Genomic DNA, 23,418 nt, shown 5'->3' with positions numbered 1-23,418 from the left:
TGGCCACATCGGGGCGCGACGTTTGCCAGGGCGGCCCCTTCCGGAAAGCCAGATCCCGGCACTGCGAAGATTCGAGGGTCAGCGACTCAACGAATGTCCTCTGCGCTCCATCGCCAGCTGTCGTGCAAAGGAGATCTGGCGTTCGATGGCCTGCTCCCTGGCGTCTGCATCCAGCTGCTGGGCCTGCTCCATGCTGAACTCCTTCGGCGGTGCCGGCACGTCCATGCTCAGCGTCACCCGCTTGTGCGGCATGGTCACGACCATCTGGTTGTCTTCCAGTTGCGCGTCGTTCACGCTGATCGGTCGTAGCGATTCGTAGCGTCTGACATGACAGCTCAGCAGGGCGACCTGGTCGTTGGACACCTCCATCGGCAGGCGTTGGCGCAGATTGGAGTACAGCGGATCTTCGCCGGGCAACGGCGCGCTGGCCCGGGGCACGACGTGGGTCAGCGGATGCTGCGAGGGGACGAGTTGGCTCGTATCGTCCGGGTGGGTGGCGTCGCGGGCTTTTTCGCGTTCCCGGCGAAGCTGGTAGGTGTCTTCCAGTTGCGCGCGTTCGGCCGGATCGGTGACGTCCCGCATGAGCGGCTCATCCATGGTCGCACCCATACTCGAATTCATCGACATGGGCGATGCCATGATTTCGATCCATGCGCCATCGCGTTCCCGCGCGAAGTAATGCTTCCTGTCGCCAATGAAGTGGGGCCTCTGGTTGGTCCATTGGTCTAAAGCCGAGAAGTAGGCAGCACTCATGTCCTTGCTGTAGATCGCCCGTTCGGCAACTCGCAGGCTGTCCACCGTGGCTATCTCGCTCAGGGTGTGGATCAGGCGGGGCATGCCGAGGAAGCGGTTGTTCAGCATGCTCTTCCAGAGCGCTTCGGTCTGGACCTCGGCGCCTCGTTCGTCCAGGCGTAGGGCTTCCAGCGCCTTGCGGGGTGTCCAGGCGTTGGGGTCGATGTTGATGTTGTTGAAGCTGAGGTCGTGGGCTTCCTGCACTTTCCTGACGGGCAGATTAAGGGCCAGATCGGGACGTGACCTTTCGAACTGCTTTCTCCGCAAAAGCAGATCCCGCCCGATCAGGTCGACGCCAAAGTTATCCCACTCCCGCTCGGTCAAGACCCTGCCGTTGTGTTCCTTCGCGTAGGTCTTGGCATAGAGGTTCGCGGTGGCACCGGGCATGTTGTCGTTACGCACGACACCGAGGGCCAGATCCCCGTAGCCGTCGTCGCCGGGGCGTGTGGCCAGGTAGTTCCAGTAGCGCTCGCGATTTCGCGTCTTCACGTAATAGGCAAGGATGGCCAGATCTTTTTCGGTCAATCCGAAGGAGGGCGAGGTCATTTACTTAATCTCCCCGTTTTTCAGCAGGGCGCGCACGGACGCTTCGATCTGTTCCCAGTGCGGCATCAGCACACGCATGTAACTCACCGAAACGTGCGCTTTGTATTCGGGAATCAGGAATTCGTGATAGCACGTGGATCGGCGTCCATCCCGTTCGATATCGTCCACGAGATGATCCCGTTCCAGATACGCGCCATCGGGGAGGGGGCGCGATCCGCAGGCGATGACGGTCGTCGGGACGCCTTCCGGATCAAAGCGCACAAACCAGTCGTCGTTCACGTCGGGCTCGTGCGCACGGGTGTCCGGCCCATACACTTTGCGGTAGTAGGTCTTCAGCCGGTCGAAGTCGGCGTAGTACGGGATAAGGCCATAGAGGGGCTTACCCTTGATCCGCAGGTCAAGATTCTCCGACGGATCGGCACGCTGCTCCGGATCACTGGGGTTCAGCGGCTGAATCGCTTTCCACAGATGGCGCGGATAGTTCTCGTCCGCGATGCGGGACAGGTACGAAGCGTCGATCGTGATGCTGGACAGAAACGTATGAGGATCATCGTGCTGATCGATCCCCATCGGCAGCGGCTGTAGCGACGGCCACTGGATCGACATGTAAATGGTGTCGATGTCGTTGTCCTGCCCCCGCTGCCCGTCATACAGATTGCTCGGCAACCGGAACCGATGCGGCCCCAGGCACGCCTCGCGTAACGTCAGGGTCTTGGTAGTGACCGACGGCTGCGCGTGGCACGGGTTGTCCGCCGTCGGCTCGGGCGCCGCGGGAGGCAGGGAGCGGCACGCGGCCAGGAGCGCGATGACAAGAATGCCGATGGGCAGGGGTACGGGCATGAGGTCTCCTTGGAGTTCAGGGGGAGGCGGTAACCGGCGACGCGGTGGCCAGGGGATGGCGCAGCGCACGGCGCGATGCCGCGAGGGGACCATCACGGCCTGCTCGCCACGACGCAGGGTCATCAGGTCGTCCGCACACGGCGGCAGGCACGTGAGCCGGTGCTTGTCCGGGGCATGGGCCCGGATAAACGCGTCGCACACGGGCGCCTGTGCTTCGGCCCAGTCGCGTTCGGGCGGTGGTTGCACCACGCACAGGTCGAACCGGCGCAGCAGTGCCGTCGTCGCCTTGCCGTACAGGCCGGGCAGCGTGTCGAGCCCGGCGGTCGAGACCAGCCAGCGCAGCGCCTGCGGCCCCTCCGTCAGGCAGGCCAGCGGCGGAAACGTCCGCAGGCTGTTGAGGATGACCAGCGGTTTGACCTTCGGGGCGCGGTACGCGACCCGCGCCTGCCATTGGTTCACAAAGGTCTCGATCAGCGGCCGCGCCTCTTCGCCACGGTCGCCGGGAATGTCCAGATAGATCGTGACGCGTCGCGGATCGTGGCCGCCACACAGGTCCCCATGGCGGGCGATGGCGTCCCGGTCGGGGTTCCACGAGGCGAACGGCTCCAGCGGGCCACGCAGCTCCTGCCAGATCCGCGCGACGGTGGCCTGATCCAGCCCGCGCCACTCGTCCAGCGCGATACGGGTGGCCGAAGACAACGCCGGGTGGCTGGCCAGCGCCGCCAGCGACCGGTGGTTGGCGTGCCACCGGCACAGCCGGAACAGGTCCACGGGAGAGACCCGGGTCTCCCCCTCGCCAGCGGCGTGAAGTACATCGTGCACGACGTGCACCAGCGCGACAAACGCATGCTGCACCTGACTGGCCAGCAGCGCGTTGCGTTGCGCTTGGCGCGGATACCAGCATGCCGCGATGGCACGGAGCGCCGGGTCCGACCAGCCATCTTTCGTCCACGCCGGCTGCAACGGATTCCAGCCATGACGGCCACCAAAGAGCACGATCTGCAGCACCGGATGCCCGTCCTTCGCCCGCCAGCCGGCGGTCTCCGCATACAGGTGCCCGCCCGGGTCGATGACCAGCACCGGTCCCTGCACATGCCGCAGCGTGGTCACCAGCGAGGCGGGGGCACGGCGGCCCACCACCAGCACCGAGGCGTCCGGCGCACTCGTGCTGCGTCCCCAGCGGGATGCCAGCGCGATACCGCGTCCGCGACGATACGACCACCATCGCGCGCCGTCGCCCAGGCGCGCAAACGGAGGCACGGGTGTGGGCCAGTTCGCGCGCTGCCAGCGACGACACCACGCACCCAGGCCACCGCCCAGCACCACCGGCACGGCCACGCCGACCAGCGTCCAGACGCGAATGCGCGTGGCCACCGGTTGCAGATCAGGACGATCCAGCACCCACAGGGTGTTATAGATCAGATCAATACGCAGCTGCGCTAACGAAAGACCCAGCGACCACAACACCAGCACGCCGGACACATACGCGGCGGCAACCACGATACCCAACGCCAGCATCGCGGCGCACAGGGCTTTTAACCAGGGCTTCATGCCACTTCCTCAAGAACAGGGGACATCCGTGTCGGCGGATCATGGCATAGCTTCGCGAAGGGCGCCGAGTCGATGGGCACACATCACGAGTGGAAAGTGATGGGCTTCACGGGTGGGTTCACAAGTGGATATGTACCTTTCCCGCAACAGGAAAACGCTCCGCCGTAATGTGCGAAAAAGCGTTCTTTTTCAGCCTGCCTTGTGAAAGGGGGAGCGAATCGCGCTGTTCGCCGGGCACACGTACGTCCAATTTATTCCGGTCGTGCTCGGGCATGCTGGTCTCCGGCGCCAAAGTCGGCGCACTTGTCGTCCTCACACCGGAGAAACCCATGGGCAGCGGCACATTCAAGACGAAAGACGGTACGAATATTTTCTACAAGGACTGGGGCACAGGCCCGGTCGTGGTGTTTTCCCATGGCTGGCCGCTGTCGGCCGATGCGTGGGATGGCCAGATGATGTTCCTGGCGTCACGGGGATACCGGGTTATTGCGCACGACCGTCGCGGTCATGGCCGGTCGGATCAGCCGTTTGAAGGCAACACGATGGACCAGTACGCCGACGATCTGGCTGAGCTTCTCGACAAGCTGGACGTGAAGGACATTGTGATGGTCGGCCACTCCACTGGCGGCGGCGAAGTGGCGCATTACATCGGGCGTCATGGCACCGCGCGGGTGAAGAAGGTGGTGCTGCTGGGCGCCGTGCCGCCGCTGATGCTCAAGACCGATGCCAATCCGGAAGGCCTGCCGATTTCGGTATTCGATGGCATCCGCAAGGGCACCTTCGATGACCGCTCGCAGTTCTTCAAGGACCTGAGTGGGCCTTTCTATGGCGCCAATCGCGACAACAGCCGGGCGACGCAGGGCATGCGCGACGCGTTCTGGTTCCAGGGCATGCAGGGTGGCATCAAAGGCCTGTACGACTGCATTCACGAATTCTCCGAGGTGGATTACACCGACGACCTCAAGAAGATCGACGTGCCGACGCTCGTGGTGCACGGCGACGACGACCAGATCGTGCCCTTCGTGGCCTCGGCCGCAAAAACGGCGAAGATCGTGAAAAATGCCACGTTAAAGGTGTATCCGGGTGCGCCGCATGGTCTTGCGACCACGCATCAGGATCAGTTCAACGACGATCTTCTGGCTTTTATCAAGGAATAAAGCGCTCTGCGCAATGTTCAACCGCACGCTTCACGGCGTGCGGTTTTTTTTTGCCACTAATTTGTTGCGCTTTTACGCTGCTAAATGCTTCATGAATGTGATGACCTTCACACCTTGGGGACGTTCGGAGCCTTTGTTTAGCCGCTTTTGCGCATTTCACGTCGCTTGCCCGGCGTACTTCTAACCCATAGCGCGGATTCCTCCGCGGGCTTGTTCGCCATCGGGGTGTGCAGGCTTTTGGGGTGCCTCCGGAGTGGGGCCTTGCTGGAACGCTGCGGCGTTCGGGAGAGAATGTGATGGCCAAGACACAGGGGTTCACCGGTACGCTGACACGCACGATGCTTGCGACGTGCATTCTCGCGGCAACCATTTCTCTGGCGGCTTGCAGCGGCTCCGGTTCGGTGCGTTCGCCGGGCAGTGGTGGTTCGGCGATAACGCCCACCGGCGAAGGTGGAAGCGGTTCGGGCGGCTCCGGTGATTCCGGCAGCGGTGGTGGAACCGGCGGCAGCGATAATGGCGGCACGGGTGGAACGGGTGGAACCGGCACCGGTGGTGGCTCAGGCACGGGCGGTGGAACGGGTACGGGCGGCGGTGACGGCGGTGGCACCGGTACGGGTGGTGGCACTGGTGGCGGCACGGGCGGCGGTACCGGTGGTGGAACCGGCGGTGGTACCGGTGCTGCGGCACCCTCCAACGCAGTGGGCGCCATATCCACGGGTGCGGGCGGCATTATTTCCGCTATCGGCGGCACGGTTTCCGGCGTCGGTGCGCAGATTCCGGGCGTCACGGCACTGGGTGGCAACACCGCCGCAGCCACGGCGCTGGGCGGCGTGGTCGACAACCTCGGCAATGCAGTGTCTGCGCTGGGCAACGGTGTCAGCAGCGGTCTGGGACAGACGGGCAACATCGCCAATCCGGTTGGCACGACCACGGGGAGTCTCGGTGGCGTGGTGGGTTACACCGGGACAGCGGTCAATGATCTTGGCCAGGTGGTGACGTCGGCAGGCGCGGGCTCGCCGATTGCACCGATCACGTCACTCGTGGGCACGGTTGTTTCGACGGCGGGTAACGGTGTTGGCACGCTTGGCACCAACCTCAACGGCGCACTTGCGTCCAACGGTGCCACGCAGCTTACCCAGGCACTCAGCAACGTGGTGACGCCCATCGCAGGCAGCCTCAATCAGCCAGCATCGACGGGCGGTTCCACCAATCTTGTGGCGGCTGTTTCGACCACAGGTGGAAACGTGGTCGCTGGTGCAGGTACGGGCGTGCAGAGTCTCGGTAACTCCATCGCTGGTGCGCAGGTGGGAGGTCCGGCCGGTGGTCTGACCACCACGCTGGGCGATGCGGTGGCCGGTGCGGGTGGCGCGGTCAACACGCTGGGTAAGGGGGTGACGGCCGGCCTGGGTCAGTCGGGTCTGTCCGCCAATCCGGTCGGCACGACGCTGGGCGGCGCAGGTGCCAGCGTGGCAGCGGTGGGTTCGACGGTAACAGCTGTCGGAAGCTCGGGGCCGCTTGCTGCGCTTAATCCGGTCACCAGTGCGGTGGGCACCACGGTGGCTGCGGTAGGCAACGGCGTGACGTCGGCAACGAGCCCGACCGGCGCACTGGCTCCGGTAACCTCGCTCCTCAACAACACGGTGAATGGACTGGCAGGCGCGGTCGGTGGCGGGACGGGCTCTGGCCTGGATCTCGGCGGAACACTGGGCGGAATCAAGGGTGGAATCCTCGGCAAGGGTAGTGCGGCCCACTGAACAAGCGGTTCGTGAACTACCCGGACGGAGACGCATGGATGCGTCTCCGTCCTCCGGGCGTCCAGGGCAAAGGGAGATCAGATGAATCGTTGGCTCGGCTGTTTTGTTGGACTGTCCGTTGTGTGTGCCGCGCAAGCCCAGGTAAGACCCCCCGCCAATCCGTTACAGACGCTGCCTCAGACGCAGGCGCCCAAACAGGCGCCGTCGGTGAATGTCACCGTGCAGCAACAGCGCAACCCCGCGCTTGAAGCATTGCTTGCTTCGCGCCTCACGCCCACGCGCTTCGACGTGCAGGGTGCCAAAGCCGTTCCCTTCGAGACCGTCGCGGCCATTTTCCGTCCGCTGCAAGGCCGCGACGTTTCCGTGGCCGACCTCATTGCGGCGGCTGACAAAGTCACTGCGCTGTACAAGGAAAAAGGGTACGCGCTGTCATTCGCGTTTATACCCGGTCAGGATTTCAGCGGTGGCGTCGTCCGTGTGGATGTGGTGGAAGGTTACGTCGCCGAAGTTACAGTCAAGGGCGACACCGGCACGCTGGACAAACGCATCCGCCGTATAGCCGCCCATATCGTGGGCGAGCGTCCTCTGAAGCAAGCCACGTTCGAGCGCTACATTCAGGTGCTGGGCCAATTGCCCGGCGCAAAGATTGCGGCCAGCGTGCCGCCTCCCACGACCACCGACGGCGCCACGCGCCTTGATCTGAACGTGACTCGCCAGCGATACAACGCCACGTCGGGTCTGGACATGAATCATCCCGGCACGCAGGGTGTGGTGGCCCTGATGGAGAACGCGCTGACGCCGCTGGGCGAGCAGGTGAGTGTGTCGACGCTCTTTCCGAGCGGCGGAAGGCAGAAGTTCTATTCGGCAAGCTGGATTCAGCCATTCGGTTCGAATGGCTGGCAGGGCGAGGCAGACATTTCCAATTTTCGCGGCAATCCGGACAACGGCGAAAGCACGTTACCCGCCTATCTCGATCACCGCCTCGATCAGGACAAGCTGAGTTTTTCCGCGCACTATCCGATCATCCTCTCCAATACGCGAAGCCTTGTCGCCAATGGCGGCATTTACGCATCGGACCAGAACGACAAATATCGCAATGTGGATACGGGTGCGCTTCTCGCGTTGCAATCGCATACGCGCGTGGTCAATGCCAGTCTTGCCTGGGTGGCCACGTACCCGAAACAGACCCGGCAGTTCAGTGTGGAAGTGGCGCACGGGTTTAACGGACTTGGCGCTTATTCCCGGGCGCTGACCAACATTCCGGGTGCGGACGCCAGCGCCATCGCGTTACCTGATGTGACCTTCACGCGCATCGACATGAGTTTTGCGCAGACCAATCAATGGCCGCACCAGTTCGGTACGGTGATCAGCGCTACCGGCCAGTACAGCAACAACACGCTGCCCTCGACGGAGCAGATCAACTTCGGCGGTCCCCGCTACGCGCTGGCGTACGATCCGGGCGATGCGGCGGGGGACAGTGGATGGGCAGGCGCGCTGGAGGTCAATCGCAAGTTTGTGTCTTCCATCAAATGGGTTTCCTCGCTGGTTCCCTACGTGGTGGGCCAGATGGCACGCGTGTATGTGAATAGTGGCCGGCCGCTTATCCGCAACCTCGACTCGGTCGCGCTGGGTCTGCGTGCTTCCGATGGCAAGCATTACACCATCGACCTCGCGTTCGCCCAGCCCGTGGGCGACAAGCCACCGGAAGACCACAGCCGGAGCACGCGCGTTAATCTGACGTTTTCATATCGGCTGAAATAGGCGTCCGTCCGGACGCCGTCTTCACGGCTGGGCGCACACCATTCTGTGGCCCTGTTGTTCGCCGGAGTTACGCCATGCCGCTTTCCCTGCATCCCGCGCCGATTCGTTTTGACGAATCGCTGGAAGTGATCGAGCCGGATGAAGCCCAGACGGCACAGTCACTGATCGACACCCTGACGGGCATCAACGAAACGACACTCCGTCACGAGGGACACGCGAACCGCGCTGTGCATGCCAAGAGCCATGGGCTGCTGACCGGCGAGCTGATCGTGCCGGGAGACTTGCCGCCCGAGCTGGCCCAGGGCCTGTTCGCAACGCCCGGGCACTACCCGCTGGTGATGCGGTTGTCGACCGTGCCGGGCGACATTCTCGATGACAGCGTGTCGACGCCACGCGGCATGGCCATCAAGATCTTCGATGTGAAAGGCCCCAGGCTTCCTGGATGCGAAGGCGATTCCACGCAGGACTTCGTCATGGTCAATGGCCCGACGTTTTCTGCACCGGATGCAAAGAAATTCCTGAGTTCACTGAAGCTGGTGGCTGCGACCACGGACAAGGCCGAGGGCGCGAAGAAGGCGATTTCCGCCGTTCTTCGCGGGGCAGAAAAAGTGATTGAAGCGTTCGGCGGAAAAAGCTCCACCCTGCTCGCACTGGGTGGCCAGCCGGAAACGCATATCCTCGGCGACACGTTTTTCAGCCAGGTGCCTCTGCGCTTCGGCGACTATGTCGTGAAGTTTTCTGTCGCGCCCGCATCGCCGAATCTGGTGCGGCTCACTGACCTTCCGCTGGATCTGCACGACCGCCCCAATGGCATTCGTGAGGCGGTCATCGAGCATTTCGCGCGCGAAGGTGGCGAGTGGGAAGTGCGTGTGCAGTTCTGCACCGATCCTGAAGCGATGCCCATCGAGGATGCGTCCGTGTCCTGGCCGCAGGAGCGCAGCCCGTACATTGAAGTGGCCCGCATCGTGGTGCCTGCGCAGCCGGCGTGGAACGAGGCGCGTCGCGCATCCATTGACGACGGCCTCTCGTTCAATCCGTGGCATGCCCTGGCAGCGCATCGCCCGCTGGGTTCGGTGATGCGTGCCCGACGCGTGGCTTACAAGGCCATGGCCGCCTTCCGTGCGCGGCACAACGGCACGGCGCCGTGCGAGCCGAAGAGCATCGACGACCTCAATCTTTGACGCGGTGAAATACCAGTGTGTCTTCCCCGGCATAGGTCGTGGAGGTGATGTGCTGATAGCCGTGACGGCTGGCCAGGCGTATGGACGGCTCGTTGGCCGGCGAGATGATGCAGCCAGTCGTCCTTTCTGGCCATGCCTCGTCGGCCCAGGCCAGCGCCGCACTCAAGGCTTCATGGGCGTATCCCTTGCCCTGCATGGCCGGCAGGAGGGCCCAGCCGATCTCCGGAATGCCTTCGAAGGACGGTTCGATGATGCGCTCGTAGCGCGCAAAGCCCATCTCTCCGACGAACGCGCCGGTGTCGCGTTCGCGAATGACCCAGTAGCCGAAGCCGAGAGAATGCCAGTGGCCGATGTAACGCAACAGCCGCGACCAGGCCTCTTCACGGGTTCCTGGTCGGCCGGTGATATAGCGGGTGACTTCCTCGTTGGCGAACAGCGAGTAGCTGTCGTCGAAATCGGTCAGTTCGTGCGGCGTGAGTGTGAGACGTTGCGTGGTGATGCGCCGGGATGTCACGGGAAGCCTGCGTGGGTGGAAGGTGGCGCTATCAGGCGGTGTCGGACGGATCAGTGTCAACCGCGCATTGAGCCGGAAGGGCAGGCGTCGTACCTTGCGTGTCACTGCCCTGTCGAGTTGCCCGTGGAAGACGTCGCGAAATCCTGGTTCCTGTATCTGATCGAATGCGCGAACGGTGCTTATTACGCCGGCATCACCAACCGGCTGGAGCAGCGCTACGCAGCGCACGCGGCGGGAAAAGGCGCGCGTTACACACGGGCCAATCCACCGGTGCGGCTGCTGGGCGCGCGCGCGTTTCCCGACCGTGCCACAGCGTCGCAGGCCGAATGGGCCATCAAGCGGCTGCCGCGTGACGCCAAGCTGGCGTGGCTACTCCGTGACGAGGCGGCGACGGAGTAATCGCCTGCGCTCCGGGTGGCATCTGCTGCATACTTCGGCATCTCTCCAGCTATCGGATTTCCGGGACATGGGCCAGCACCACGAAGTGACTCCCGACTGGCAGCGCTGGATCGTGGAAGCCGTTGCAGGTGGTTCGGCGCCCGCACAATTACTGGCCACCATGCGGGAAAACGGGTTCGATCCGGCCGTGGCCCGCCAGGCCATCGCGGATGTCGTGTTTGGTGGGCCCGCGCCCATGAGCCTGCCGACGTCGCCTGCCGCACACCGGCCGCGCAGCAGCCGCCTGGCGGCCTCTCACGTGGTGGACGCGGGCGATCGCGAGGCGCGGGTGCTGATCCGTATCGACCGTCCGGTGATCGCCGTGCTGGACAACGTGCTGGACCCGGCCGAGTGCGCCGCGCTGTGCGCCATGGCGTCGGCGCGGCTGGCCCGTTCGGCCGTGGTGGCGCCCGGTTCGGGCAGCAACACGGTGATGGACATACGCACCAGTGAAGGCGCGTACTTTCACCGCTCCGAGAACGAACTGATCCAGCGTATCGACGCGCGGGCGGCCGCGATCATGCGCCTGAGCGAGGAACACGGCGAAGGCCTTCAGGTCATGCGTTACGGCGTGGGCGGTGAGTACATGCCGCACTACGACTTTTTCGCACCCGACGAAAAAGGCAGCGAACGCCATCTGAAGAACGGCGGCCAGCGCGTATCCACACTGATCATGTACTTGAACGATGCGGACGATGGCGGCGAGACGATCTTCCCGCACATCGGCTTCCGCTACATACCCAGGCGTGGCCAGGCACTGTATTTCGAGTACGCCAGTGATGCGGGTGAACTGGACAGCTATTCGCTGCACGGCGGCGCTCCAGTGCGCCGGGGCGAGAAATGGATCGTGACCAAATGGATGCGCGAGAAGGCGTTCCCTGGCTGACGCCCCATCGGTCAGCGTTGTCCATGACCTCTGGCCTATATCGGCCCTTTCATGCGCAGCGCAATGATCACCTGATTACAGGGGCGGGATGATATCCATGCAGCGCATGGCAAGACGATTCGTGACTGGTCTCCTGGTGGTGGCGTCATGCACCGCCGCACCGCTTGTTCTGGCCATCCAGCTTCCACCCCCGCCATCTCCCCAGCCGGCGGCGGCATCATCCGTCGCGACAGCGGCGATGCCTGCGGCGGATATCCCCTTCGCATCGGCGCATGCGGCGGCCGTCAAAACGCCCAGCGCCGAAAATGCGTGGGGCGGCCCGCGCACCGGACAGGAACCGACACTGTCCGACCGGGTCGTGTCCTATCGCATCCAGGCCAGGCTGGATCCGAACGCGCACACGGTGGACGGCCAGGAGCAACTGACCTGGCGCAACCGCAGCGCTCAGCCGGTGTCGTCGGTCTACCTGCATCTGTATCTCAATGCGTTTCAGAACGAAGGAAGCACGTTCTTCACCGAACGTCGCACGCTTGCAGCGCACGGCGGCGGTCGCGGCCTGGCCACCACGAAGAAAGGCGAGTGGGGCTTCATCGACCTCCGCCGCGTGGAGCAGCAGGGCGCGACGCTGAAGTGGGAGTACGTCCATCCGGATGGCGGCCCGTCGACCGATACCACCGTGGTGCGCGTGGACCTGGCCCAGCCGGTTCCGGCGGGTGGCAGCGTGACCCTCAACATGGACTTCCACAGCCAGTTGCCGCGCGTGATCGAACGCACGGGCTACGTGGGACAGTTCCATCTGGTGGGGCAGTGGTATCCGAAGATCGGCGTGCTGGAACTGGCCGGCGAACGTGGCGCCACGGCACCGCGCTGGAACGTTCACGAGTTTCATTTCGCCAGCGAGTTCTACGCCGATTTCGGTCAGTTCGATGTCCAGCTGACCGTGCCGAAAAACTATGTTGTGGGCGCCGTGGGCGAACAGCAGGGCGAGCCGGTGGCGCAGGGCGACGACCTGGTCTGGCACTTCGCCCAGGACGACGTGCACGATTTCGCGTGGGTGGCCGCGCCGGCCTACCTCACCATGGATACGACCTGGCAGGGGCCGGGCAGTCCTCAGGTGAAGGTGCGGGTGATCTATCCGCCGGAGTACGCCGTCAACGCGAAGCAGGTGCTTAAGGCATCCACCGATTCGCTGACCTATTTTTCCAACACGCTGGGCCCGTATCCGTACAAGACCGTGACCGCGGTGATTCCGCCGTTCAACGCGGACGAGGCGGGCGGTATGGAGTACCCCACGTTCTACACCGTGGACCATTACAAGTCGGCGCAGCCGGGTACGCTGGACGAGTTCATGCTGGACTTCGTGACCATCCATGAATTCGGTCACGGCTATTTCTACGGCTTGCTGGCGTCCAACGAGTTTGAAGAACCGATTCTCGACGAAGGCCTCAACGAATATTGGGACCAGCGGATGCTGCGCGAACGCGGTCAGCGCGTGTGGCTGACCACCGCGTTCTATCGTTTCTTCGGCGTTGAGGCGCCCACGCCCGTCTTCATGCTGGAGCGCATGATGGCAACGCTGTCAAAGCCGGCCGATCCCCTGGGGCAGAATGCGTGGGATCGTCTGTCGTCATCGTCATACGGCACGGTGTACTCGCGCACCGCCACGGCGATGCACGATCTGGAAGAGCGCCTTGGCAAGGACGTGATGGAGCGTGCGTTCCGTCGTTATTACCAACTGTGGCGCTATCGCCATCCATCCGTTGCCGACTTGCAGGCCGTGTTGATCGAGGTGTCGGGCAAACGTCACGACGTGGATCAGATCTTCGACCAGTACGTGTATGGCACCGACGTGGTCGACAACCAGATCACCGAGCTGACCAGTGAGGAAGTGCTGCCGCTGCCGGGCAGCTTCGTGAAGGGCGGGACGCGTGCCGAGGTGAATGCTGGGGACATCGACAAGATCGTTCGGGAAAAGCGCGACGCCTGGAACAAAGCCAACCCGAATGCGAAAGAAGGCACTGGCCCGTATCCGTTCCGCACGGTGGTTACCGTGTGGCGACAGGGTTCGCAGCTGGGCGAAAAGCTTCGTGTCACCTTTGCCGACGGTTCCACCGAGAACGTGCGCTGGGATGATGATCGCCGCTGGGCGCGCTTTGAATTCATCAAGCCGGTGCGGGCGGTTTCGGCAGAGCTTGATCCGGAGCGCGTCGTGTACCTGGACGCAGACAAAATCAATGACAGCCGCACCTTGAAGGCCAACGGCAGCGCGTCGCGCCGCTGGACCTCGGATATCGCCCATCTTCTGCAAGGCTTCTACGCCATCCTGGGGACGCTATGAACGGTTACATGCAACGTTCCGGATGGTCGGCGCTGGGTACCGGCCTGGCGGGTGGCCTGCAATGGCGGCTGCTGATCTGCTGGGTGCTGTTGACCCTGATTCCCACGCTGGTGGCATCGCTCCCGATACTCAGCGCGTTTTCGTCGATGCTCGATTACTCCGTGCACGCGGACGAATGGGCGCAGCACTTCGATGCCCTGATGTTCCGTGACGTGGCAGCCCGGATGGGTGACCTCGCGCCGGTGCACGGTGCCATCGCGGCGGGCGTGGTGCTGTCGTTGCTGATATCGCCGCTGTTGTCGGGCATGGTGGTGGCCAGCGCGCGGGCAGGGCGATCCCTCAGTTTCACCGGACTGCTTCAGGGAGCAGGCGCCGAGTACTGGCGCATGTTCCGCACAACGCTGGTGTCGCTCGTTGTCTATGTGCCGTCAGGTTTCCTGGCCATGCAGGCCATGAAGTATGCGAGTGATCGTTCGGAGACAGCCCTGTTGCAGAGTGATGCGGATCTTGCCGGCCACGTGGCGCTGGGTGTGGCGCTGCTGTGCATCGTGCTGGCTCAATGCATTGCCGAATCAGCCCGCGCGCAGTTCATGGTGGACATGGGCCTGCGTTCGGCGTGGCGTGCCCTGTGGCGCGGGCTGTTGCAGTTCCTGCGTCGGCCGTTCGCCACGCTGGGGTCGTATCTGGTGATCTCGATCGTCGGCTTCGGACTGGCCGCGCTGATTGCCAGCTGGCGTGGTCACACCACAGCCGTGGGCGTCGGCCTGCTCGTCGCGTTCCTGATTACGCAACTGGGTGTGGTCGTGGTGGGCTGGATGCGTACGGCTCGCCTGTACGCCCTGGCCGCCGTGGCTCAGCCGGCCGGCGCGCGGCGCCGGCGTACGGACTTCGCACCGGCGCTCTGAGCGCCGGTAACGAGGGGAGGCTCAGCCTGCCGCGCGGCGACTTTCGCGGTGCGGCGGGTAGTACGCAAACAGATGCGTGGCACCGCCCAGGAAGTCGATGTTGTCGATGTGTTCGCCACCGAGGCGTTCGGCCACATGGTCGGATGCTTCGTTGCCGATGCGCACCAGGCTGATGACGCGCTGGGCGTGCAGTTCGTTCCATGCAAAGGCGAGAATCGCCTCGCCGGCTTCCGTGGCATAGCCATGGTGGCGATGGTCGGGCTTGAGCATCCAGCCCAGTTCCAGATCAGGCCAGCCTTCCGGATGCATCAGGCCGGCGCGGCCGATGAACTGGCCGGTATCCTTGAGCTCGATGGCCCACATGCCACAGCCGCGCAACGCCCAGTGGCCCAGAAGCATGGCCATGGAACGCCAGGCATTCATGCGATCAAGGGGTTGCCCGTCGCCAATCCAGCGCGTGCTGTCGGCGTCGGCGAGCATGCTCGCGTATTCGTCGAAGTGGCTTTCGGTAAGGGCGGTAAGGCGCAGGCGCGCGGTTTCGATTACGGGAATTTCAAGCATTGCCATCTGAGTTGACCAGTGAGTCAGCCGAGCAGGCGAGCCAGGGCGTGAGTAGACGCCGTGAGGCTCTCCTGCCAGGACAAGCCGATTATTTTCTCACCACTCTGGCTGTCGATAAAGCTCTCTTCCTCGCCCGGAGGCAGAAGATGGCGATAATCCACAGTGATTTCAGTGCCTTCCGGTAAGTCTTTGAAGGCAAAAATAAATCCGAGATGCCAGAGCCCCGTGGGTTCAAAGCTGTGATTCACGAAACATTCGTCGGGCCAGTCCGGGGAAACGGTGTAGTGATCCTCGAACCAGCGGGCGCTGGCAAACATCTGTTCGGCCAGCTCGGGGCGCGAGGAAAGCTCTGCCCAGGGGTAGGTGCGATCAATCGCGTCCGGCGCCGTGATGATGCGGCCCCGGGCGACGGATTCTTCGAGGAAAAGCCCTTTGCCAGCGCCTTCAATGGCAGAGGCGGCAATACGGTAACGCGGCAGGATCATGGGGCGCTGGTGCCTCCGATGCCTTCAGGGGCGGGCGCACCGTTGCGCGGGCCGCCGTCGGCAGGTGCGCGAGTGTAGCGCAGACTGCCGACGGCGGAAGGTGGTTCAGTGTTCGGCGTCGGCAGCAGGCGGCCGTTTGCCGGCACGGGCCTTGGTCAGGGGCTTGCTGGCGTCGCCCAGCCGGATAGCGTCGCGGTTGCGATCCACCAGTGACTGGCCGATGCCCTTGACCATGGTGAGCTGGTCGGCACTTTCAAAGGCGCCGTTGGTCGTGCGCCACGCCACGATGGCTTCGGCCTTGCTGAGGCCCACACCGTCCAGTGACTGGGCAAGCGTGGCCGCGTCGGCGGTGTTGATGTTCACCGGGCTGGATGCCCAGGCCGTGGTGGTCGCCAGCAGGGCGACGAGGAAGACGCAGATGCGGTTCATGGATTCTCCTTCTAAGGACAGGCGCACAACGCGCCGGAGCACTCTGCGGTTCGCACACCGGGCTGCCCATCGGCAGTGCGCCCGAAGACGCGTGCATCTGTGCTCTTCAATCGAAGCGGGCGGCGCCCTCCGGGGCGCTGGTACACTACGTTTTTGCCTCACCGGGAAACGCACGCATGGACACCTCTCGCATCTCGTCCTTCGTCAGCGATCTTTGGGACGCCGAAATCGTCCCGCAGCTGGTCGAATACATCCGCATCCCCAACAAGTCGCCGATGTTCGACGCGAAATGGGCCGAACACGGCTACATGGATCAGGCCGTTGCCCTCATGGAAACGTGGGCGCGCGGCAAGCTGGCCTCTCTGCCCGGTTCCACGCTGGAAGTGGTGCGCCTGGAAGGCCGCACGCCGCTCATCTACATCGACATTCCCGCTCAGGGCGCACCGGCCGGTGCAACGGACCAGACCGTGGTGCTGTACGGCCATCTGGACAAGCAGCCGGAAATGACCGGCTGGGCCGATGACCTCGGCCCGTGGACGCCGGTGATCAAGGGCGACAAGCTCTACGGCCGTGGCGGTGCGGACGATGGCTACGCCATCTTTGGCTCGCTGGCGGCACTGCTGGCCCTGCGCGACCAGAACGTGCCGCACGCACGCTGCGTCATCATGATCGAGGCGTGCGAAGAGTCCGGCAGCTACGATCTTCCCTATTACGTGGATCACCTGGCGGCCCGTATCGGCAATCCGGCGCTGGTGGTCTGCCTGGATTCCGGCTGCGGCAACTACGACCAGCTGTGGCTGACCACGTCGCTGCGCGGCATGACCGGCGGCAACCTGACGGTGCAGGTGCTGGAGGAGGGCGTGCATTCCGGTGACGCATCCGGCGTGGTGCCGTCCAGCTTCCGCATCCTGCGTGACCTGCTCAGCCGCCTGGAAGATCCGGAAACCGGCACGATCCGCCCGAAAGAACTCTACGTGGACATTCCGCAGCAGCGCATTGACCAGGCGCGCCGTTCGGCCGAGGTGCTGGGTACTGCCATCTACGACAAGTTCCCGTTCGTCGAAGGCATGAAGCCGGTGACCGAGGATCTGGCCGAACTGGTGCTCAACCGCACCTGGCGACCGCAGCTGGCCGTGACTGGCATCGGTGGCATGCCCGCGCTGGACAGCGCCGGTAACGTGCTGCGTCCGAAGACCTCGGTGAAGCTCAGCCTGCGCGTTCCGCCCACGCTCGACGGGGCGAAGGCCGGACAATTCGTCAAGGAACTGCTGGAATCGGACCCGCCGTACGGCGCAAAGGTCACCTTCGACCTGGAGAAGGACGGCAGTGGCTGGAGCGCTCCGCAGCTGTCGCCGTGGCTGGAAGACGCCGTCGCGGAGGCCTCGAAGCACTATTTCGGCGCACCGGCCGCCTACATGGGCGAGGGCGGCAGCATCCCGTTCATGGGCATGCTGGGCGAGAAGTTCCCGAAGGCGCAGTTCCTCATCACCGGCGTGCTGGGTCCGCATTCCAATGCGCACGGCCCCAACGAGTTCCTGCACATCCCCACGGGAAAGCGCGTGAGCATGGTCGTGGCCGACGTGGTGGCCCGCCACTTTGCTAACGCGACCCAGGTATGACTGACGGCCTTGCCGCGCGCTGGGAAGCCGTACGCGGACGCGTGGCGGCGGCCTGCCAGAGGGCGGGCCGTCACCCGGACGAGGTGACGATCCTGCCGGTCAGCAAGACCTTCGATGCCAGCGTGGTGGGTGAAGCCGTTGCGCTGGGCATGCGTCGCTTCGGCGAGAACAAGGTTCAGGAGATTCTTGCCAAGGCCCCGTTGCTGGGGCCTGGCATCGACTGGGTGATGATTGGCCACTTGCAGACGAACAAGGCTCGGGACGTCGCCCGTGTGGCCTCGGAGGTGCAGTCCCTCGACCGTCCCTCGCTGGCGGCCGAGCTGGATCGTCATCTTCAGGCCCAGGGGCGGGCCATCGACTGCCTCATCCAGGTGAAGACCTCGGACGAGCCCAGCAAGTCGGGTCTGGCCATCGAAGACCTTCCCACCTTCCTGCGCTCGCTGTCCGCCTATTCCAGTCTGCGGCCGGTGGGCCTGATGACGCTGGCCGTCGCCTCGGACGATGAGGCTCAGGTCCGCGACTGCTTCCGTCGCCTGAAGACCTGCCAGCAGCGCGCCCGGGACGACGGCTTTGCACTGGATCGCCTGTCCATGGGAATGAGTGGCGATTTTGCATGGGCCATTGCCGAAGGCTCGACGGAGGTTCGGATCGGCAGTGCCATCTTTGGCGTGCGCTCCTGATTACCACGTCCAAGTTCATGAATGTGAAGATGATTCGTTAAATTCTTTGCTGAATTCGTTCAGATTCAGCACTGAGTTTCCGAGAGTTTTTGCGAATTATCTGAATTATTCCTAGATCGACCGCTTTTTAACGTTCTGCCAACAACTGCGATGTAGTCCTTTGCTAACTTCACCGCTCGTTCACGGTCGTCAGCCTGGCAGGCGGCTCAACTCACCGAAAGAAAGGCCTTATCGCTCATGCATTTAAAGCGACTGACCGCTCTCGCGTTAGCTCTCACCTGCGCTGCTTCCGTTACACCTGTTCTTGCTGAAACGATCACGGTCCCCTCGGGCATCAACGATTCGGCCTCGCTTCTTCTTACCGATCTTCCCGTGTTTGCGCCGGCTACGGCCCTCGCGCAGTCAGTGGTCCCTGACGCAGCTTCGATCACGAAGCCGGCTCAGGCCCTCGCCAAAGCCGACAAGGCCCCGGTGGATGACGCTGACGATGGTGATGACGCTGGCGACCTCGTCGCTGACGCCACCGACAAGCTGGCAGGTCACGTTGACGGCGATGCCCGCAACGTTCTGATGTCATTCGCCATGAAGCTGCGCGATATCCGCTACAAGCGCGGTGGTCGTCAGCCTTCAACCGGTTTCGATTGCAGCGGCTTCGTCCGCTACGTGTTCCGTCATAGCATTGGTCTGGATCTGCCGGCCAATTCGGCCAGCCAGTTCCTCGCCGGCCTCAAGGTCAAGCGCAGCGACATGAAGACGGGCGATCTGGTGTTCTTCCGCACCCGCGGCAAGGCCATCTCGCACGTTGGCATCTACATCGACAACGGTCAGTTCATCCATTCGCCGTCGGCAGGCAAGACGGTTCGCGTGGACAACCTCAACGAAGCCTACTGGGCCAAGCACTTCGTCGGTGCGAAGCGTCCGGAAGGTATCGCCCGGATCTGATCCACTCCGGACAGCTTTACTGGATTCATCGCGCGTCTTTAACGGTCCTTCAACGTATTTTCCGAAACGGCGTGCCCCGGCCCGCCGTTTTTTTTGTCTGCGATTTGGGGATGCGGGGCGGTGATGAATCCGGCAGCTGCGCGCCCCATCTGCCGCCTCATGGCGCCATCACGAAAGTCTCTGCACACTGGTCATTCATTACTGGCCTGAAACGTAAGGAGCCCTGGCATGAGCGACGTGCGCAAAGTGGCGGTTCTGGTGGGTAGCCTGAGGAAGGGCTCACTCAATCTCAAACTGGCTCATGTGCTGAAAGAGCTGGCACCGCCGGAGCTTGATCTGCATCTGGTCACCATTGGCGACCTGCCGCTTTACGACTCCGACCTCGAAGACGCCGCGCCGGCTGCGTGGACGACGTTCCGTCAGGCTGTGCGAGCCTGCGATGCGGTACTGTTCGTGACCCCGGAGTACAACCGTTCCGTCCCGGGCGCGCTGAAGAACGCGCTGGATGTGGGCTCCCGCCCGTACGGGCACAGTGTGTGGAGCGGCAAGCCGGGTGCGGTCATCAGCGCCTCGCCCGGTGCCATCGGCGGCTTTGGTGCCAATCATCATCTGCGCCAGTCACTGGTGTTTCTGGATGTGCCGGCCATGCAGCAACCGGAGGCGTACATCAGCGGCGCGGACAAGCTCTTCGACGACCATGGCCACCTCGTCAACGAGGGCACGAAGAAATTCCTGCACGGTTTCATGGAATCGTTTGGTCACTGGGTAGCGCGCAATATTCGCGTGTAAGGGCCAATCCGTTACCCTTCGCGCATGATTGCCCGGCCTCCCCGTAAAACGACCCCGACCTTTGGTCTTGCCCGTGTCCTTTCCAAGCGCGGCATCTGTTCGCGCAGCCAGGCTGAAAAGCTGGCGCGCGAGGGGCGGGTCACGGTGGACGGCCGGGTCGAGCGTGATCCGGAATTCCCGATCCGTGGCCATGAACATATCGAAGTGGACGGCGGCGGCGCGGAAGCGGTGGCGTCGGTCTACATCATGATGAACAAGCCGCGAGGGCTGGTGACTACCGCCGCTGACGAGCGTGGGCGCGATACGGTCTACAGCGCGCTGGCTGACACGGGCCTGCCCTGGATCGGGCCGGTGGGGCGGCTGGATCGCGCAAGCGAGGGCCTGCTGTTGCTCAGCAACGACACGGTCTGGGCCGCTGGCATCACGGAGCCTGCGACACACGTGGACAAGACCTATCACGTGCAGATTTCAGGTCAGCCGGGCGAGAGCGTGCTGGCGGCCATGTGTGCTGGCGTGCACGAGGAGGGCGATCTGCTGCGTGCCCGGTCGGTGACACTGCTTCGCCAGGGCGAGCGCAACGCGTGGCTTGAGGTCACGCTGGATGAAGGTCGCAACCGGCACATTCGCCGGCTGCTGGCTGCGCTGGGGTTCGATGTGCTGCGGCTTGTGCGCGTGGCCATCGGATCGCTGGTGCTGGGAGAATTGCCCAAAGGGCAGTGGCGCCACCTCACTGATGCAGAGGTGGCCGCCTTGCGCACCGCGCCCGCAAAGGGGCGCGGCGCACCGTCTCCGGTCAGGCCGGCAGCACGCCCAAGCGCTTCGCGACGCGGGTGAGCGCGTCGATGGCCTTGTCCAGGTGCTCGCGCGTGTGTGCGGCGCTCATCTGCGTGCGGATGCGTGCCTTGCCCTGCGGCACCACGGGGAAGAAGAATCCGGTGACGTAGATGCCTTCGTCCAGCAGTGCCGAGGCCATGGCCTGTGCCTGCTTCGCGTCGTAGATCATCACGGGCACGATGGGGTGCTGGCCCGGACGGATGTCGAAGCCGGCTTCGGTCATCTTCTCGCGGAAGTAGCGCGTGTTTTCCTTGACCTTCTCGCGCAGGTCGCCCGCGGCGGCCAGCATGTCGAACACCTTGATGCCTGCGGCCACGACGTGCGGCGGCAGCGAGTTGGAGAACAGATACGGACGCGAGCGCTGGCGAAGCATTTCGATGACTTCGCGGCGACCGGTGGTGAAGCCACCCAGTGCGCCACCGAGTGCCTTGCCCAGCGTGCCGGTGAAGATGTCGATCTTGTTCAGCACGCCGTGCACTTCCGCCGAGCCACGACCGGTGTCGCCCAGGAAGCCGGTGCAATGGCATTCGTCGATATGCACGAGCGCGCCGTATTTCTCCGCCAGCGCGGTGATTTCTGCCAGGGGCGCCACGAAGCCGTCCATGGAGAACGCACCGTCGGTGGTGATGAGCTTGGTGCGCGCGCCAGCGGCATCGGCTGCCTGCAACTGGGCTTCCAGATCGGCCATGTCGCAATTGCCGTAACGGAAGCGCCTGGCCTTGCAAAGGCGAATACCGTCGATGATGGAGGCGTGGTTCAGTGCATCGGAAATGACGGCATCTTCTTCGCCCAGCAGTGGCTCGAACAGGCCGCCGTTGGCGTCGAAGCACGCGGCGTAAAGAATGGTGTCTTCGGTGCCGAAGAATTCAGCGATCTTCGCTTCCAGCTGCTTGTGCAGATCCTGCGTACCGCAGATGAAGCGAACGCTGGCCATGCCGAAGCCATGGGTGTCCAGGGCATCTTTCGCGGCCTGGATCACATCAGGGTGGTCGGCGAGGCCAAGGTAATTGTTGGCGCAGAAGTTGAGAACTTTGCGGCCGTCCTCAAGTTCGATTTCCGCAGACTGCGGCGAGGTGATGATGCGCTCGCTCTTGAACAGCCCCTGCTCGCGGATGGATTCGAGTTCGCTGGCGAAGCGCGCCTGGCCCGGGTAGGTCATGAGGGGGTGTCCGTTGGGAGGGAAGACCCCGATTGTAGCTGTCTGGCTGGCGGGCGTCAGGGCCGGCCGTCTCAAGCGGACGGCCCTGCGCGCGTGTCAGCTTACGTCCAGCTGCAAACAACCTTGCCGCAGACGCCAGCGTCCATGAGGTCGAAACCCTTCTGGAAATCGTCAATGGCGATCTGGTGGGTCAGCACCTTCTGCAACGGGAAACCCGTGAGCACCATCTGCGTCATCTTGTACCAGGTTTCGTACATGCGGCGGCCGTAGATGCCTTGCAGGGTGAGGCCCTTGAAGATGACCTTGTCCCAGTCGATGCCTGCACCGCGCGGCATGATGCCGAGCATGGCGATCTTGCCGCCGTGGTACATGCAATCGAGCATGTCGTTGAAGGCGCGCGGATTGCCGCTCATTTCCAGGCCCACGTCGAAGCCTTCGATGTGCAGGTCCTTGACCACGTCCTTCAGCGACTGGTTGGCCACGTTGACCACGCGCGTGGCGCCCATGTCGGCTGCAAGCTTCAGGCGGTAGTCGTTGACGTCGGTAACCACGACGTTGCGCGCACCGATGTGCTTGGCGATGCCTGCGGCAATGATGCCGATGGGGCCCGCACCGGTAATCAGCACGTCTTCGCCGATCATGTCGAACTCAAGCGCGCAGTGTGCCGCGTTGCCGTACGGATCGAAGAAGGCGGCCAGTTCGGACGGAATCTGGTCCGGGATGGGCCACAGGTTCGACGCCGGCATGGTCATGTATTCGGCGAACGCGCCGTTGCGGTTCACACCGATGCCCACGGTGTTGGGGCACAGGTGCTGGCGACCGGCGCGGCAGTTGCGGCAATGACCGCACACGATATGGCCTTCCGCAGAAACGCGGTCGCCGATCTTGTAGCCGGTGACACCCGGGCCGATTTCCGCGATGCGGCCGACGAACTCGTGGCCGATGGTGAGGCCCGGCTGGATCGTGCGCTGGGACCATTCGTCCCACTTGTAGATGTGCAGGTCAGTGCCGCAGATCGCGGTCTTTTCGATCTTGATCAGGACTTCGTTGGGGCCGACCTGTGGAACAGGTACTTCCTCCATCCAGATACCCTGCTCGGGCTTGCGCTTGACCAGGGCTTTCATCGTCTGCTGCATGGCAATCGTCTCGTGGGGAGCGGCCTCGGGGGAGACCCAAACGACGATTATAGAACGGGTATGCCGGAGGACGCTGTTGTGCGCTGCCGCATTGCCCCCTGCGGTTTAACCCTTTATGGTC

22 protein-coding genes are annotated in these 23,418 nt (G+C 63.6%); 13 read left to right on the top strand and 9 right to left on the bottom strand.

Going from position 1 to position 23,418, the window contains the following annotated elements; translation table 11 throughout:
• Positions 1-78: 78 nt before the first annotated feature.
• The 3 genes from FHW69_RS17580 to FHW69_RS17570 form a co-directional block, all read right to left on the bottom strand.
• Complete coding sequence (locus FHW69_RS17580; protein ID WP_183424408.1) at positions 79-1,338, bottom strand: hypothetical protein; 1,260 nt, start codon at positions 1,336-1,338, stop codon at positions 79-81.
• Complete coding sequence (locus FHW69_RS17575; protein ID WP_183424407.1) at positions 1,339-3,729, bottom strand: hypothetical protein; 2,391 nt, start codon at positions 3,727-3,729, stop codon at positions 1,339-1,341.
• 118 nt (positions 3,730-3,847) lie between these two features.
• Positions 3,848-4,003, bottom strand: a complete 156-nt coding sequence (locus FHW69_RS17570; RefSeq protein ID WP_183424406.1) for a hypothetical protein — start codon at positions 4,001-4,003, stop codon at positions 3,848-3,850.
• A 55-nt stretch (positions 4,004-4,058) separates the two neighbouring features.
• Here FHW69_RS17570 and FHW69_RS17565 point away from each other — a divergent pair, with 55 nt between their 5' ends.
• The 4 genes from FHW69_RS17565 to FHW69_RS17550 all read left to right on the top strand — a co-directional run bounded on the left by FHW69_RS17565 (position 4,059) and on the right by FHW69_RS17550 (position 9,582).
• Complete coding sequence (locus tag FHW69_RS17565) at positions 4,059-4,886, top strand: alpha/beta hydrolase (protein WP_183424405.1); 828 nt, start codon at positions 4,059-4,061, stop codon at positions 4,884-4,886.
• Positions 4,887-5,182: 296 nt separating this feature from the next.
• Entirely contained in the window at positions 5,183-6,640 is a 1,458-nt protein-coding gene (locus FHW69_RS17560; RefSeq protein WP_183424404.1) for a collagen-like triple helix repeat-containing protein, read from the top strand.
• Between the two features lie 81 nt (positions 6,641-6,721).
• A complete protein-coding gene (locus FHW69_RS17555) occupies positions 6,722-8,401 on the top strand; it encodes a ShlB/FhaC/HecB family hemolysin secretion/activation protein (protein ID WP_183424403.1) in 1,680 nt (559 codons plus the stop codon).
• Between the two features lie 74 nt (positions 8,402-8,475).
• A complete protein-coding gene (locus FHW69_RS17550) occupies positions 8,476-9,582 on the top strand; it encodes a catalase family protein (protein ID WP_183424402.1) in 1,107 nt (368 codons plus the stop codon).
• Here FHW69_RS17550 and FHW69_RS17545 read toward each other — a convergent pair.
• Positions 9,572-10,096 (bottom strand): GNAT family N-acetyltransferase, encoded by a 525-nt coding sequence (locus FHW69_RS17545; RefSeq protein WP_183424401.1) that lies wholly within the window; start codon positions 10,094-10,096, stop codon positions 9,572-9,574. The genes FHW69_RS17550 and FHW69_RS17545 overlap by 11 nt on opposite strands.
• A 123-nt stretch (positions 10,097-10,219) precedes the next feature.
• Here FHW69_RS17545 and FHW69_RS17540 point away from each other — a divergent pair, with 123 nt between their 5' ends.
• The 4 genes from FHW69_RS17540 (at position 10,220) to FHW69_RS17525 (ending at position 14,663) form a co-directional block, all read left to right on the top strand.
• The gene (locus FHW69_RS17540; RefSeq protein WP_183424400.1) at positions 10,220-10,495 is read left to right on the top strand and encodes a GIY-YIG nuclease family protein; all 276 of its coding nucleotides are present in this window, start codon (positions 10,220-10,222) and stop codon (positions 10,493-10,495) included.
• 67 nt (positions 10,496-10,562) lie between these two features.
• Positions 10,563-11,420, top strand: a complete 858-nt coding sequence (locus FHW69_RS17535; RefSeq protein ID WP_183424399.1) for a 2OG-Fe(II) oxygenase — start codon at positions 10,563-10,565, stop codon at positions 11,418-11,420.
• 121 nt (positions 11,421-11,541) lie between these two features.
• A complete protein-coding gene (locus tag FHW69_RS17530; protein ID WP_343204047.1) occupies positions 11,542-13,758 on the top strand; it encodes a M1 family metallopeptidase in 2,217 nt (738 codons plus the stop codon).
• An 8-nt stretch (positions 13,759-13,766) separates the two neighbouring features.
• A complete protein-coding gene (locus FHW69_RS17525) occupies positions 13,767-14,663 on the top strand; it encodes a hypothetical protein (protein WP_183424398.1) in 897 nt (298 codons plus the stop codon).
• Positions 14,664-14,684: 21 nt separating this feature from the next.
• On the opposite strand, the gene FHW69_RS17520 is transcribed toward FHW69_RS17525, so the two are convergent.
• The 3 genes from FHW69_RS17520 to FHW69_RS17510 all read right to left on the bottom strand — a co-directional run bounded on the left by FHW69_RS17520 (position 14,685) and on the right by FHW69_RS17510 (position 16,138).
• Positions 14,685-15,224 (bottom strand): GNAT family N-acetyltransferase, encoded by a 540-nt coding sequence (locus FHW69_RS17520; protein ID WP_183424436.1) that lies wholly within the window; start codon positions 15,222-15,224, stop codon positions 14,685-14,687.
• Between the two features lie 23 nt (positions 15,225-15,247).
• The gene (locus FHW69_RS17515) at positions 15,248-15,709 is read right to left on the bottom strand and encodes an SET domain-containing protein (RefSeq protein ID WP_183424397.1); all 462 of its coding nucleotides are present in this window, start codon (positions 15,707-15,709) and stop codon (positions 15,248-15,250) included.
• Between the two features lie 105 nt (positions 15,710-15,814).
• The gene (locus tag FHW69_RS17510; RefSeq protein WP_183424396.1) at positions 15,815-16,138 is read right to left on the bottom strand and encodes a helix-hairpin-helix domain-containing protein; all 324 of its coding nucleotides are present in this window, start codon (positions 16,136-16,138) and stop codon (positions 15,815-15,817) included.
• Positions 16,139-16,314: 176 nt separating this feature from the next.
• On the opposite strand from FHW69_RS17510, the gene FHW69_RS17505 reads away from it, so the two are divergent.
• From FHW69_RS17505 to FHW69_RS17485, 5 genes are all read left to right on the top strand, one after another.
• Positions 16,315-17,757, top strand: a complete 1,443-nt coding sequence (locus FHW69_RS17505) for a M20 family metallopeptidase (protein ID WP_183424395.1) — start codon at positions 16,315-16,317, stop codon at positions 17,755-17,757.
• On the top strand, positions 17,754-18,437 hold the full coding sequence (locus FHW69_RS17500) for a YggS family pyridoxal phosphate-dependent enzyme (RefSeq protein WP_183424394.1): 684 nt from the start codon (positions 17,754-17,756) through the stop codon (positions 18,435-18,437). Before FHW69_RS17505 ends, FHW69_RS17500 begins: the two co-directional genes overlap by 4 nt.
• Before the next feature lie 237 nt (positions 18,438-18,674).
• Positions 18,675-19,379, top strand: coding sequence for a C40 family peptidase (locus FHW69_RS17495; protein ID WP_183424393.1), 705 nt, complete (start codon positions 18,675-18,677; stop codon positions 19,377-19,379).
• A gap of 228 nt (positions 19,380-19,607) precedes the next feature.
• Complete coding sequence (locus tag FHW69_RS17490; protein WP_183424392.1) at positions 19,608-20,168, top strand: NAD(P)H-dependent oxidoreductase; 561 nt, start codon at positions 19,608-19,610, stop codon at positions 20,166-20,168.
• Between the two features lie 24 nt (positions 20,169-20,192).
• The gene (locus FHW69_RS17485) at positions 20,193-21,002 is read left to right on the top strand and encodes a pseudouridine synthase (RefSeq protein WP_183424391.1); all 810 of its coding nucleotides are present in this window, start codon (positions 20,193-20,195) and stop codon (positions 21,000-21,002) included.
• On the opposite strand, the gene kbl is transcribed toward FHW69_RS17485, so the two are convergent.
• Positions 20,962-22,161, bottom strand: a complete 1,200-nt coding sequence (kbl, locus tag FHW69_RS17480) for a glycine C-acetyltransferase (RefSeq protein WP_183424390.1) — start codon at positions 22,159-22,161, stop codon at positions 20,962-20,964. The genes FHW69_RS17485 and kbl overlap by 41 nt on opposite strands.
• A 101-nt stretch (positions 22,162-22,262) precedes the next feature.
• The gene (gene tdh, locus FHW69_RS17475) at positions 22,263-23,297 is read right to left on the bottom strand and encodes an L-threonine 3-dehydrogenase (RefSeq protein ID WP_183424389.1); all 1,035 of its coding nucleotides are present in this window, start codon (positions 23,295-23,297) and stop codon (positions 22,263-22,265) included.
• Positions 23,298-23,418 lie beyond the last annotated feature (121 nt).

Source organism: Luteibacter sp. Sphag1AF (assembly GCF_014192715.1).
Taxonomy (GTDB): Bacteria; Pseudomonadota; Gammaproteobacteria; order Xanthomonadales; family Rhodanobacteraceae; genus Luteibacter.
The sequence above is the reverse complement of the archived record's forward strand: the minus strand, read 5'-3'. Positions and strand labels throughout refer to the sequence as shown.